This window comes from Galbibacter sp. L-19, assembly GCF_056857615.1.
Genome location: NZ_JBSXNL010000046.1, coordinates 70386 through 85363, shown reverse-complemented (window position 1 = coordinate 85363; position 14978 = coordinate 70386). Strand labels below are relative to the sequence as shown.

8 protein-coding genes are annotated in these 14978 nt (G+C 34.3%); all 8 read left to right on the top strand.

What is annotated here, in order from left to right; translation table 11 throughout:
• Window positions 1-6 precede the first annotated feature (6 nt).
• The 8 genes from AC13CQ_RS06330 to AC13CQ_RS06295 all read left to right on the top strand — a co-directional run bounded on the left by AC13CQ_RS06330 (window position 7) and on the right by AC13CQ_RS06295 (window position 14925).
• Window positions 7-1833 carry a RagB/SusD family nutrient uptake outer membrane protein gene (locus tag AC13CQ_RS06330; protein ID WP_482882752.1) on the top strand — a complete coding sequence of 609 codons (1827 nt, stop codon included), beginning with the start codon at window positions 7-9 and terminating at the stop codon, window positions 1831-1833.
• A 21-nt stretch (window positions 1834-1854) separates the two neighbouring features.
• A complete protein-coding gene (locus AC13CQ_RS06325; protein WP_008611336.1) occupies window positions 1855-3534 on the top strand; it encodes a DUF4957 domain-containing protein in 1680 nt (559 codons plus the stop codon).
• Window positions 3535-3685: 151 nt separating this feature from the next.
• Window positions 3686-5182 carry a pectate lyase family protein gene (locus tag AC13CQ_RS06320; protein ID WP_335587656.1) on the top strand — a complete coding sequence of 499 codons (1497 nt, stop codon included), beginning with the start codon at window positions 3686-3688 and terminating at the stop codon, window positions 5180-5182.
• A 4-nt stretch (window positions 5183-5186) separates the two neighbouring features.
• Window positions 5187-7391: a pectinesterase family protein gene (locus tag AC13CQ_RS06315; protein ID WP_474506987.1), complete on the top strand. Its 2205-nt coding sequence runs from the start codon at window positions 5187-5189 to the stop codon at window positions 7389-7391.
• A 23-nt stretch (window positions 7392-7414) separates the two neighbouring features.
• The gene (locus tag AC13CQ_RS06310; RefSeq protein ID WP_335587658.1) at window positions 7415-8821 is read left to right on the top strand and encodes a glycoside hydrolase family 28 protein; all 1407 of its coding nucleotides are present in this window, start codon (window positions 7415-7417) and stop codon (window positions 8819-8821) included.
• Window positions 8822-8838: 17 nt separating this feature from the next.
• Window positions 8839-10485, top strand: a complete 1647-nt coding sequence (locus AC13CQ_RS06305; RefSeq protein ID WP_335587659.1) for a glycoside hydrolase family 43 protein — start codon at window positions 8839-8841, stop codon at window positions 10483-10485.
• Entirely contained in the window at window positions 10475-12931 is a 2457-nt protein-coding gene (locus tag AC13CQ_RS06300) for a glycoside hydrolase family 95 protein (protein WP_474506986.1), read from the top strand. Before AC13CQ_RS06305 ends, AC13CQ_RS06300 begins: the two co-directional genes overlap by 11 nt.
• A 284-nt stretch (window positions 12932-13215) precedes the next feature.
• A complete protein-coding gene (locus AC13CQ_RS06295) occupies window positions 13216-14925 on the top strand; it encodes a glycoside hydrolase family 28 protein (protein ID WP_474506985.1) in 1710 nt (569 codons plus the stop codon).
• Window positions 14926-14978: the final 53 nt, after the last annotated feature.

Below are 14978 nucleotides of genomic sequence, written 5' to 3'. Positions count from 1 at the left end.
AATAAAATGAAAAATATATATAATTCAGCTAAAATAATAATTGCCTCATTATCATTGACACTAGTTACAAGTGCGTGTAGTGACGATTTTATGGAGCCAGATTCGATTTCTACCTTCGATAATAATTACATTTATTCCAATGTAGACGATGCCAGAAATGGTGTTAATGCCATATATTCTTACTTTAATCAAGACGCATTTCGTTCGAGATTATCCAACAATATGGCTGGAAATACAGATATAGAACATCAATCTGGTTGGAACAGTAATGGAGATAGATACCAAATATGGAATTTAGATGCATTACCTAGTAACCGAGATTTAGACATTGTATGGACAAATGCTTATAGAGCCATTAGAGATGCTAATATTTCTATTGAAGGTATTACAGCTAGCGGAAATTTGGAGAATGAGGATGAAACTGTTCGAAAAACAATGAATCAATTGCTAGGAGAGGCTTATACTTTAAGAGCTTATTGGTATAGTATGTTAATTTACTATTTTGGAGATGTACCTTATGTAGTTGCTGCACCAGTAGCTGGCGATAATTTTAATTTGCCAAAAACCGACCGAAATGAAATTCTAAGTGGTGAGATTCAAAATCTTATCGAAGTAGAAGAAAACACGCTTTGGGCAGACGAAACTCGTTATGGAGTAGAACAAGTTAACAGAGAATATACTTTGGCAATGATTGCGAGATTGGCATTGCAAAGAGGAGGTTATTATTTAAAGCCAGATTTGTCGCAAGCTAGAGGGAGTAATTATCAAGAATATTATACCATTGCGAGAGATTATGCTAAAAAGTTAATCGACCTTAAAGATAGACCATTACCGACAGATTTTCGTCAGATTTTCTTAAACAACGTTACCTTTCAAACTCCAGTAAATAGTGAAGTTTTATTTGAAGTTCCTTTTTCTCTTAACAGTGGAGATGTAGGTTGGAATATTGGAATTGAAGTAGAAGGAGGTCCAACATCTTCTCACAATTATGGTTCAGGAAACAACTATATGGCAATGCCTGTTACCTATTATTTTTCGTTTGATACGTTAGATGTTAGAAGAGATGTTACCTGTGGTTTATACAGAATAAATACAGACTTTGAACCTGAATTTATAGATGGACCAATGAATATTTCCCAAGGAAAATGGGGACGTCATTTATTGGAAACGCCACCTGGAGCTTCAACGGCAAAAAGTACGGGTATTAACTGGCCAATGATGCGTTATGCAGATGTACTTTTAATGTACGCAGAAGCAGAAAACGAATTAAATGGGCCAACAATGGAAGCGCAAAATGCACTTAGAAGAGTTCGTCAAAGAGCTTTTGAGGATGCCGATTGGGCTGAAAAAGTAGATCAGTATTTAACGAGTGTTTCCTCAAGTAAAGATTCATTTTTTGAAGCAATTGTAAACGAGCGTGCATGGGAATTTGGAGGAGAAATGATTCGTAAATATGAGTTAATCCGTTGGGGAATTTACTCTGAAAAAATGTCGGAAACTGTTGAAGGACTTAAACAATTAGCAGACGAAGCATATAATGGAACCACAGATTTACCAGATTATATGTATTGGAAATTAGATGAAGAAGGGAAATTTACCATCTTAAATAGAAACTCAAGAGTAGTTGCTCCACCAGACGAAACATGGAATCAAGTTCCTTTTTTACTTGATTTACATGATGATACCACTACATATGACGAATGGATTTTACGCGACTGGGAAAATTATATAAACGGTCCTAATCCAGGAGTGGCAAGATATATTTTTCCAATTCCAACCATAGCCGTAGAGAACAGTCAAGGAACATTGCAAAATGATGGTTACGGATTCTAAATCAACTTAAAAAAGGAACAAATGAAAAACAATAAAAGCATATTTAATATAAAATCGTTGTTAGGCTTATTGCTGTGCATCACCCTTTTTAATGCCTGTGATAAAGACGACGATAAAAGTTTTGAGCAAACAAGACTTTTTAGACCAGTACTTAATGAAGATTTGTTTTCTGAAGGAAATACCATTATTGTAAATATGGGAAAACTTAAAGAAGCAGAGTCTTATACATTAGAAGTTAGTAGAGATACCTTTACAACTATAGAATATACTATTCAAGCAGATACTAATTATGTAGAAATAAATAAAACATTAGTTGGAGAAGATTTGTTTTGGAATACACTTTATCAAGTAAGAGCAACTGCTCATGCTTCCGATCCTCAGTACGATAGTAAATTGTCGGATTTAGGGAATGTAAGAACACAGCGTTTTCCAACTATTTTAAATATCCCTGAAGCTTATGATGTTACCGATGTGGCTGCAAGAGTAACATGGACACCTGCGGGGGCAGCGGTTACGGGAATTAAAGTTTTTGCTGCGGAAGACTTAAAACTTCAAGAACCTTTATTTGAAGAGACTCCAGTTTCTTCAGAAGAGAATGATAATGGGGAAGGTTTTGTAGAAGGCTTGAGTCCGGAAACAGCATATCAAATTGCAATTTATAGCGGAGAAGATATCCGTGGTTGGGTAAATTACACTACAAAAGTTGCAGATATAGATGCTTCCGATCCTAATGTAATAGACATTAGAGAAAATGAAAGTGCTAGTGCAGTTGCAGATGCAGTTGCGGCCGCACCAGATGGAGCAACTATATTAGTAAAACGTGGAGTAACGTATGATTTACCAGGAGACAATTTAACAAAGTCTATCACTATTCAAGCAGCGTATGGTTTTGGAGAACAAAAGGCAAAATTATACACTACTGGAAACTGGAATATTGAAGGTAATTCTAATATTGACCATATCCGTTTTGTAGACCTTGAGTTGAGAGGAGAAGATTTTTCAGGAGATTATATTTTCAATCCAAATACAGATAATATTTATGTTAGAGAAGTAAGTTTTGAAAATTGTCAAATTGGAACTTTAAGAGGAATAATGCGTATTAGGGGTACTGTAGAGATAGATAATTTCATTATTAATAATAGTGTAGTGGACAGTATTGGTAATTACGGAATTATTACTGCCGATACTAATCCTGCGGATGCTGGAGAAACACCAACGGCTAGATTTAATAACATAACTTTTAGCAACAGTACTTTTAACAAAGTAGATACAGGAGTTCAGTCTAGAAACAACTCTCAATCTTTGGTTATTGAAAGCTGTACGTTTGCAAACTTTATCAATACGGGAGCTAGATTCTTACGTTACCGAGGAGGTGATGGAAATAATAATGTAGCTAATGGAATTCAGATAAGGAATTCAATATTCGGACATTCTTGGGATCAATCTGGTGAGGGTGTATATGGAATTCAAGGAGTTGGAGAAGGATTAGAAAGCACCAATTTTGAGTTATTAAATATTTATAGTACGTCAAACTTCTCCTTCAATGAAGGAAAAGAAATTCCAGGATTTCCTGTAGGAAACTATTCTGGTACTCAAGACGATTTATGGAAAGATGTAGATAATAACGATTTCAATTTTAAAGATACAGGATTCTCTGGGAAATATAATTCTGGAGATCCTAGATGGAGAGCACAATTATAATAATTAGTTTGTTTTAGTTAGTATGCAAATTCAACTAAAGGCTAGCACCTCAAATAGGCATAGAATGGTGCTAGCTTTGGTTGTTTTTATTAATTGAAATACTATTATTTATTAGTAAATAACTTTATTTTAAAATAATACATATAAGCACATGAAATATAAAGCAAGTTTATATTCCTTTTTTATTTTATTGATTACCTGCTTTATGAGTTGTTCTAATAGCGACGGAACAGGAATAAATCATGATGACGATACAGTACCAGAAAACTCCTCCGTAGAAAAGCCACCCCAAGTTGAAGAAGAAGCATATGCTTTTCCAGGGGCTGAGGGATTTGGTAGGAATACAACAGGAGGGAGAGGAGGAAAAGTACTTTTTGTAACTAATTTAAATGATAGTGGTGAAGGTAGTTTTAGAAAAGCCATAGAAACAGCAGGCTCTCGATATATTCTTTTTAAGGTTTCTGGAAATATAAGTTTAAAATCGAGGTTAGTTATTGAAAATGGAGATCTTACTATAGCAGGACAAACAGCTCCTGGTGATGGAATTACTATTAAAGATTATCCCGTTTTAATTAAAGCAGACAATGTAATCATTAGGTTTCTGCGTTTTCGAATGGGAGACGAAGGGCAGCAACAGGCAGATGGATTAGAAGCACGCTTTCAAAAAAATATTATTGTAGATCATTGCTCTATCAGTTGGAGTACCGACGAAACGGCAACTTTCTATGCAAATGAAAACACAACGCTTCAATGGTGCTTTGTAACGGAGAGTTTAAGAAACTCTGTTCATGAAAAAGGAGCACATGGTTATGGAGGTATTTGGGGTGGTAAAAAAGCATCTTTTCATCATAATTTACTAGCACATCATGATAGTCGCAATCCGCGTTTGGGAGAGCAAGCTGGGAAAGCCTTTGCATTAACAGATTTGGTGGATTTAAGGAATAACGTTATTTATAATTGGGGAAATAATAGTGCTTATGGAGGGGAAGCTATGAATGTTAATATTGTAAATTGTTACTATAAACCAGGACCTGCAACCGCAAAAAGAGATAGAATAATAGCTATAGATAAAAATAAAAATACAGATACCGAAGTGTATGATATTTGGGGGAAATTTTACATTTCTGGAAATTATATGGAGGGGAGTAAAGTTGTAACTCAAGATAATTGGAATTATGGAGTTTACAATCAGATCCATCATAGCTATGGAGAGGTTTCAGAAGAAGAAAAACAAGCAATGAGACTTCCTTCTCCCTTAGATGTTGAGAATAACGTTACTACACATACAGCTCAAGATGCATATAAAAGAGTTCTAGAATTTGGGGGTTCTTCTTTAGTTAGAGATGAAATAGACCAAAGAATAGTTAAAGAAGTAGAAGCTGGAAATTATACCTATGAAGGATCTAATGGAAGTTCAAAAGGAATTATAGATTCTCAAAATGATGTTGGAGGTTGGCCAGAACTTAAAAGTGAAACGCCACCACAAGATTCTTCTAAAGATGGAATGCCAGATGATTGGAAGATTGAAATGAAGCTTAATCCCGAGGCTAATAATCCTAACGGAAATGAATTGAGTACTGCTTATGACAATATAGAAGTTTATATAAATAGTCTTGTAGCATTGATTACCGAACAGCAAAACAAATAATTAAATGTTTTATCAGAAAAAAATAACATTTCTTTTCTCACTTTTTTTAGTTGTAAGCGCTTTCTTAAGCGCTCAACAATTGGCATTTCCAAATGCTGAAGGTTTTGGTCGCTATGCAACAGGTGGGCGTGGCGGACAAGTTTATGTGGTTACAAACCTTAACGACGATGGAGAAGGAAGTTTGCGGAAGGGAATTGTGAAAAATGGTCCCCGAACTATTGTTTTTAATGTTTCAGGGACTATAAATTTAAAGTCAGATTTAGATATTAACAAAGGAGATCTTACCATTCTTGGACAAACGGCTCCTGGCGATGGAATTACAATAAAAGGATATCCTGTAAGTGTAAAAGCAGACAATGTTATTATTAGATATTTAAGGTTTAGAATGGGCGATGTGTATGGAGTAGAAGACGATGCATTTGGAGGGCGAGGTTTCGAAAATGCCATTATTGATCATTGTTCTATAAGTTGGTCTACCGATGAAAATGCATCATTTTATCATACCAAAAACTTCACCATGCAATGGTGTATTATTTCCGAGGCATTAAATCGTTCTATTCATAAAAAAGGAGCGCATGGATATGGCGGAATTTGGGGTGGACAAAATGTCTCTTTTCATCATAATTTAATTGCAAGTAATAGTAGTCGGAATCCTAGATTTAGCGGTTCTTCATCAACCCCAAATACAAAAGATGAGTTTGTTGATTTTAGAAATAACGTCATTTATAATTGGAAACTAGACAATACCTATGGGGGTGAAAAAGGGCGTTATAATATCATTAATAATTATTATAAACCAGGACCTGCAACCGAAAAATCAAAAACTAATAGAATTGTAAATCCCTATAAGCCTTATGGTAAATTTTATGTAGAAGGTAATTTTTTAGAAGGGAACTCCGAAATTTCAGAAGATAATTGGAAAGGTCTTTTAGTTGATGATTTAGACGAAGTAAAACTTTCTTCAGAAGAAAAAATAACTAATGTAAACACACAAACAGCAACAGAATCTTATGCCTCGGTATTGAAAAATGCAGGAGCAAGCAAGGTTAGAGATGCTGTAGATAAAAGAATTATTTCTGAAGTTAAAAAAGGAATAGCTACTTATAAAAATGGAATCATTGACTCCCAAAAAGATGTAGGAGGCTGGCCAACTTTAAAAGAGGTTTCAATAGAAAATGATAAGGACGAAGATGGAATTCCAGACGATTGGGAGCTTAAGAATAATTTAAAACCTACTATTAAGGATTCACATATAATTGCTAAAAGTGAATATAGTAATATGGAAGTTTATGCAAATTCTCTTCTTAAAAAAAGGGAGTTTGATTATATAGTAAGTCTAGACGGTACAGGAGATTTTACCTCAGTTCAAGCAGCAATAGATGAGGTGCCAAATTTCAGAAAAAAACAAACACGTATTTTTATTAAAAATGGAGTCTATAAAGAAAAATTAGTACTCCCAGCTTCTAAAACTAATGTTGCTTTTATTGGAGAAGATAAAGAAAATACTATATTGACATTCAACGATTATGCAAGTAAGCACAATGCTTTTGGAGAAGAAATGGGAACAACAGGCTCTACTTCTTTCTTTGTTTTTGGAGACGACTTCTATGCTGAAAATATTACTTTTGAAAATAGCGCTGGACCTGTTGGGCAAGCAGTTGCAGTTCGTGTAGATGGGGATAGAGTGTATTTTAATAATTGCAAGTTTTTAGGAAATCAAGATACGCTTTACTTACATGGAAAAGAGAGTCGTCAATACTATAAAGATTGCTATATAGAGGGAACGGTGGATTATATATTCGGTTGGGCTACCGCTTTTTTTGAGAACTGTACAATTATGAGTAAAGACCATGGATATGTTACAGCTGCTTCTACAGAAAAGAGTGCTAATTACGGAATGGTGTTTTACAATTGTAAGCTTTTAAGCAAAGCCGAAGAACACTCGTTTTATTTAGGAAGGCCTTGGCGAGATTATGCGCAAACCATTTGGATTAATTGTTATATGGAAAACCATATAAAACCAGAGGGCTGGCATAATTGGAATAAGCCACAAGCCGAAAAAACTACTTTCTATGCTGAATACAATACTACAGGTCCAGGAGCGTCTAATAAGCGTGTACCATGGGCAAAACAATTAACAGCTTCGGATATTAAAAAATATACTAAAGAAGAAGTTTTAAAAGGAAACGATAACTGGAATCCAAACTAAATAAGAATAATAATCATTAACGCATGAAACTAAACAATCTATTTTTAAGTCTTATTGTAATTTTTACTTGCTTTTCTTGTAAAGAAGAGCCGAAGAAAGCTACTGCTGAATTACAAGACCCAGCCGATAAAATTATCAGTCAAATTGTTGTGCCTAACTTTCCTGATAAAAATTTCAATATTAAAGATTACGGAGCAGTAAACGATGGGGAAACAAATAATTCAAAAGCTATTAAAGATGCTATAAAAGCATGTAATGATGCTGGAGGAGGAAAAGTAATTGTTCCTAAAGGAAAGTATGTTACAGGGCCAATTCATTTATTAAGTAATGTGAATTTTCATTTAGAGGAAGGAGCAGAAATACTTTTTACAAAAGATAAAAAAGCTTATTTGCCTGTAGTTCACACTTCTTATGAAGGGGTGGAATTGATGAATTACTCTCCATTAATCTATGCATATAAACAAAAAAATATTGCAGTAACAGGAAAAGGAACTTTTAACGGACAAGCAGGGAAAGATAATTGGTGGCCTTGGTGTGGAGCAGAGCGTTACGGTCATATTGAAGGAGAGCCTCAGCAAAAAGATTCTGTAAATCTTCCGAGACTTCGAAAAATGAATGAAGCTGGAACTCCTGTTGCAGAACGTGTTTTTGGAGAAGGTTATCAATTGCGACCTACATTTTTTGAGCCATTTGAATGTGAAAATATTTTAGTTAAGGATGTTACGTTTACCAATGCGCCTTTTTGGGTTATGCATCCTATAAAATCTGTAAACATTACGGTGGATGGAGTTACGGTTCGTAGTCATGGACCAAATAACGACGGTTGCGACCCAGAGTATTCTAAAAATGTTCATATAAAAAATTGCTTATTTGATACAGGAGATGATTGTATTGCCATTAAATCGGGAAGAAACGATGATGGTAGACGTGTAAACATACCAAGTGAAAATATTGTGGTTGAAAACTGTGAAATGAAAGATGGTCATGGTGGTGTAGTAATGGGAAGCGAAATTTCTGCGGGCGTACGAAATGTATATGTTAGAAACTGTAAAATGGATAGTCCTAATTTAGATAGAGCTATCAGAATAAAAACAAATACTCTTAGAGGAGGTTTTGTGGAAAATGTTTTTGTAAAAAATATTGAAGTAGGTCAAGTAAAAGAAGCTTTTTTAAAGGTAAATACACACTACGGAATTTATGCTAATCAAGAAGGAGATTATATGCCTTCTATTAAAAATATTCATATTGAAGATGTAAAAGTAGACAATGGTGGGAAGTACGGAATTTTAGTGCGAGGCAGAGAAGCGTTACCAGTTAAAAATATTACGTTTAAAAATGTGGTAATAAATAAGGCAGCTACTCCTATGCTTATTGAACATTCAGAACCGATTCAATTTACAAATACATCAATTAACGGAAAACAATATTAAACACCTATTTTACAAGAATGAATTTACGCCAATCAAAACTATTTTTTATTTTATCTCTACTAGTAAGTTTTTCCTACGGACAAAACCCAGACAATTATAAGTCTAAAGTGTGGGTTGCAGACCAAGGAGATGGAACTTATAAAAATCCAATTCTGTATGCCGATTATTCAGATCCAGATGTGGTACGTGTGGGAGACGATTATTTTATGACTGCCTCCAGCTTTAACTGTGCGCCTGGATTGCCCATTTTACACTCTAAGGATATGGTAAATTGGAAGCTAATTAATTATGCGTTGCCCGAGCAAGTTCCAGTAGACCATTTTTCGGTTCCGCAACACGGTAATGGAGTTTGGGCGCCAAGTATTCGTTACCATAACAATGAAGTTTATATTTATTGGGGAGATCCAGATTTTGGAATTTATATGGTAAAGACCAAAGATCCTTTTGGAGAATGGGAGGCACCAGTATTAGTAATGGAAGCTAAAGGAGCAATTGATCCTAGTCCGCTTTGGGATGATAATGGAAAAGCATATATAGTACACGCTTGGGCTGGGAGTCGTGCTGGGGTAAAAAGTTTGTTGACGGTTCATGAAATGAATGCTGATGGAACCAAAGTTCTCGATAGTGGAAAACATGTTTTTGATGGTCATGAAAATCATCCTACTGTTGAAGGGTCTAAATTTTATAAGAGAAATGGATATTATTACATTTTTGCGCCTGCGGGAGGAGTTGCTACAGGATGGCAGCTTATTTTGAGGTCTAAAGATGTATATGGGCCTTATGAGGAGAAAGTCGTATTAGAACAAGGAAGTACTAAAATTAATGGGCCACATCAAGGAGCGTGGGTGGATACTCCAAATGGAGAATCATGGTTTTATCATTTTCAAGACGTAGATGCTTATGGTAGGATTGTGCATTTACAACCCATGAGTTGGAAAAACGATTGGCCAGTAATGGGAGAAGATTACGATAAAAACGGAATTGGAGAGCCAGTTGCAATACACAAAAAACCTAATGTTGGAAAATCTTATTCTATAGTTACTCCAGTTGAGACTGATGAGTTTGATATGGACGAATTAGGATTACAATGGCAATGGCAAGCAAATCCAAATGTACTTTGGAACGCACAATTTAGAAATACCGATTATTTAAGACTTTTCTCTATAAAAGTTCCAGAAGAGAGTCCTAATTTATGGATGGTTCCAAATTTATTATTACAAAAATTTCCAGCTCCAAATTTTTCAGCATCCACAAAGGTTAAATTGTTTCCAGAAGAGGCAGAGAGTGGTAAAAGCGCTGGACTTATAATTATGGGGATGGATTATGCAACCCTTACCATTTCATTAGATAAAGAGGGGTATTATATTACCCAAACAGAAGCTTTAGGAGCCATTAAAGGAAATGCAGAAAATGAAAATGCTAAAGAGCGAATCAAAAGTAATGAGGTTTATTTTAAAGTAACGGTTACAGCTCCAGATGCAATGTGTCAGTTTAGCTATAGCGAAAATGGAAGAAATTATAAAAAGATAGGAAAACCTTTTAAGGCACAACCAGGAAAATGGATTGGTGCCAAAGTAGGGATATTTAGTGTGAGTACTCAAGAAGCAAAACGTGGTGGGTATGCAGATTTTGATTGGTTTAAAGTGGAGCCTAATGAAAACTAAGTTTTATACGTTATTATTATTTTTATGTATTACCATTGGGAATGCTCAAAGCAATCATGTTTTATGGTATGATGAGCCTGCCGATAATTGGAATGAAGCGCTGCCCATAGGAAATGGGAGAATTGGCGCTATGTTATATGGAGGTGAAAAAGTTGATCAAATTCAGCTAAACGAAGAAACTGTTTGGGCTGGTAGCCCAGGAAATAATATTGCTAAAGATTATTATCAAGATGTAGAGTCTATTAGAGAACTACTATTTAATGGAAAATATACAGAAGCTCAACAAAAAGCTTTAGAAGTTTTTCCTAAAAATACTCCAGACAATACTAACTACGGAATGCCATACCAAACAGTAGGAAATATTAAATTGGCATTTAAAAACCATAATAAAATTTCCAATTTCCGAAGAGAATTAAATATTGAAAATGCTGTAGCAAAAGTTAGTTATTTGGCCGATGGAGTTCAATACAATAGACAGTATTTTGTTTCATATCCAGATCAGGTTATGGCAATTCATCTCCAAGCAAATAAATCAGAGAAATTGAATTTTGATATTGAAATTCAAAGTGCTCAAAAGCATGTAGCTTCTATTGAAAATAACATACTTCATTTAAAAGGCGTTAGTGAAACCCGTGAAAATAAACCAGGAAAAGTAAAGTTTAGTACACTAATTTATCCTAAGATAATTGGAGAAGGAAAAATAGTAAGCAGGGAAGGAAAACTTAGTGTAGAAAAAGCCCAAGAAGTACTACTTTTTATAAGTATAGGTACAAACTTTAAAAAGTACAACGATTTATCTAATGCCGAAGACGAAGTTGCTTTAAAGTTTTTAAATAATGTTAAAAATAAATCTATAGAAGCATTGTTAGAATCCCATATTGAAGATTATCAGGACTTATTTAAGCGAGTAGATTTAAAATTAGGAAAAGAAAACTTGAGCAACCTAACTACAGATGAAAGGTTGAAAACATTTTCTAAAAATCATGATTTATCTTTGATTTCCTTATACTTTCAATTTGGACGGTATTTATTAATTTCGAGTTCTAGAGAAGGCGGGCAGCCAGCAAACCTGCAAGGAATTTGGAATAATAAATTATCGCCGCCATGGGACAGTAAATACACAGTAAATATTAATACTGAAATGAATTATTGGCCAGCAGAAGTTACTAACTTATCAGAACTTCATGCTCCTTTATTTTCAATGCTAGAAGATTTATCGGAAACGGGGAAGGAAAGTGCTCATAAAATGTATCATGCTAGAGGATGGAATATGCATCATAACACAGATATATGGCGAATTTCTGGAATTGTAGACGGAGGTTTTTATGGATTTTGGCCAATGGGAGGCGCATGGTTAAGTCAGCATTTATGGCAGCATTTTTTATTTACAGGAGATATAAATTTTTTAAAAAAGTATTATCCAATTTTAAAAGAAACAGCACTTTTTTATGTTGATGTTTTACAAAAAGAACCTAAAAATGGATGGCTTGTAGTAACGCCTTCCATCTCTCCAGAAAATAAATACATCGATGGTGTAGGGGTAACTTATGGTACAACTATGGATAATCAATTGGTTTTTGATGTTTTTAATAATGTCATTACTGCAGCAAAAACTTTAAATATAGATGCCGATTTTATTAAGGTGGTTGAAGAGAAGAAGTCAAAATTACCGCCTATGCAAATAGGAAAACACGCTCAATTACAAGAGTGGATTGAAGATTGGGATAACCCTAATAATAAACATAGGCATATCTCTCATTTATACGGGTTGTATCCATCGGCTCAAATATCTCCTTTTAAAAATCCAGAACTATTTCAGGCGTCAAGAAGTACATTAAATCAGCGAGGCGATAAATCTACAGGGTGGTCTATGGGTTGGAAAGTAAATTTTTGGGCAAGAATGCTAAATGGAAATCGTGCTTATAAATTAATACAAGAACAACTTACCATGGTGGAAGATGGAACCACTTCTGGAGGAACCTATCCTAATTTATTTGATGCGCATCCTCCTTTTCAGATTGATGGTAATTTTGGTTGTACAGCGGGGATTGCAGAGATGTTAATTCAATCTCATGATGAGGCATTATTTCTCTTACCTGCATTGCCATCCGATTGGGATAAAGGAAGTGTAAAAGGACTTATGGCGAGAGGTGGTTTTGAAGTAGATTTAAATTGGACTCATAACAAACTTGTATCGGTAAAAGTTAAGTCTAAACTTGGTGGGAATTTGCGTATTCGTACAAAAGAAGTTTTGCTTGATGCTTCTGGGAAGGAATTACCAAAAGCATTGGGAGAAAATAAAAATTTGTTTTATCAAAATCCGTCAATAAAAGACGTTATTATTTCAAAAGACGCACAATTAGAAGACGAAGAGGAGTATAATTTTTATTTGTACGAGATTCCTACAAAAAAAGGAACTTCTTATAGTTTTATAACCAAAGAATAATTTAATCCCATAGAGGGTTTAAGTCCCTAGGTCTTGTCCTGAGTTTGCCTAAAGACTCTGTGTAGAAATAAGTAAAAGGAGCTGAATAAATCGAAGGTTTTTAAAATAGACTCCTAGCTATTAATAAAAATGAATTAAAAGAGGGTTTTAGTAATGTTGTTTCTTTAAACTACTTGTTTTATGGCAGTTAAGATTTAGTCTTTTTTCTTATAGTGAAGCGGTCTTGTATTTTTACTAGGACATTAATGATTTAAAATTAAAATGTATAACATAAATATATTCTTGTGAAGAACAAATTTCAAAATACTTATACTTTCAAAATGCATATTCTAATATGTATATTATTAAGTTTTACCATAGGAATGTCTCAAGAAATTGAGCCTGTCCCCTCTTCGATTTATGAAAATGTAGCTATTGAGATGTCAAAAGTGCCGTTGGTTTCTTTTCCAAAATTAACTGTTAGTATTGAAAAATATGGTGCCGTTGCTGGAGGGTTGGAGAAGAATACACAAGCTATAGAAAAGGCAATTAGTGAGGTGTCTAAAAAGGGAGGTGGAACTGTTAAAATCCCGAGAGGTATTTGGTTAACAGGCCCTATTACATTAAAGAGTAATATTAATCTTCATTTAGAAGATGGTGCTTTGTTGTTATTCAGTAAAAATTTTGAAGATTATCCTTTGATTGATACCAGTTTTGAAGGCTTAAATACCATGCGCTGTATCTCTCCAATAAATGCAATGAATGTTGAGAATATTGCAATTACAGGGAAAGGTGTTATTGATGGAAATGGAGATGCGTGGAGACCTGTAAAGAAGGGAAAAATGACTTCAAAGCAATGGGATAATTTAGTAGCTTCTGGAGGAGTGCTTTCTGAAGACGGGAAAATATGGTTTCCAACAAAAAGCTCTAAAAAAGGATTTGATAGCAGAGAATATTTTAATGTGCCTAATCTTACAAAAAAAGAAGACTTAGAATCGGTGAAAGATTTTCTTCGTCCAGTAATGGTAAGCATTGTAAATTGTAATAAAGTGTTATTAGATGGGCCAACATTTCAGAATTCTCCTGCTTGGAATATTCATCCATTAATGAGTGAGAATGTAATTATAAGAAATCTTAAGGTAAGAAATCCTTGGTACAGTCAAAATGGAGATGGATTAGATTTAGAATCTTGTAAAAATGTTTTAATCTACAATAATACTTTTGATGTTGGAGACGATGCCATTTGCATTAAATCTGGTAAAGATAAAGACGGTCGAGATAGAGGCATTCCTACTGAAAATGTTATTGTTAAAAATAATACCGTTTATCATGCTCATGGAGGGTTTGTAATAGGGAGTGAAATGTCTGGAGGTGTAAAAAATATACATGTATCTAATTGTAATTTTATTGGAACCGATGTTGGTTTGCGTTTTAAAAGTACTCGTGGAAGAGGGGGAGTGGTAGAAAACATCTATATATCTGACATTAATATGATAAATATTCCTACGGAAGCTATTCGCTTTAATATGTTTTATAGCGGAAACGCTCCTATTTTAGAAGAAAATCAAAAAGCAGAAGATGAACAAAGAGACGAACAAAAGGTTGCTGTAACTGAAGAAACTCCTGTTTTTAAAAATATTTATATGAAAAACATCATAGCAACAAATTCAGGAAAAGCAGCTTTTTTTATGGGACTTCCAGAGAAAAGTTTAGAAAATGTAACCTTAGAAAATGCGATGCTTGAAGCTGATGAAGGAATTACGGTAATTGATACTCGTGGTCTTCAGCTAAAAAATGTAAAAGTGATTAGCAAGAAAACAGAAGCGCTTATCATTTATAATTCTAATGATATTGTTGTTGAAGGTTTTACTTTTTCTGATAATGGTAAAAAGGCCGTTAAGGTTTTAGGTACAACTTCTTCTGAGATTAAATTAGAGTTGGCAGACTTTAACAATGTAAAGCAACAAATATCAATTGCTAAATCATTATCAAAAGAAACCGTATCTTTTCATTAGTAAATTAACTCGGAGATATTGATGTCTCAATTATCGAGTAAAACCAACCAACT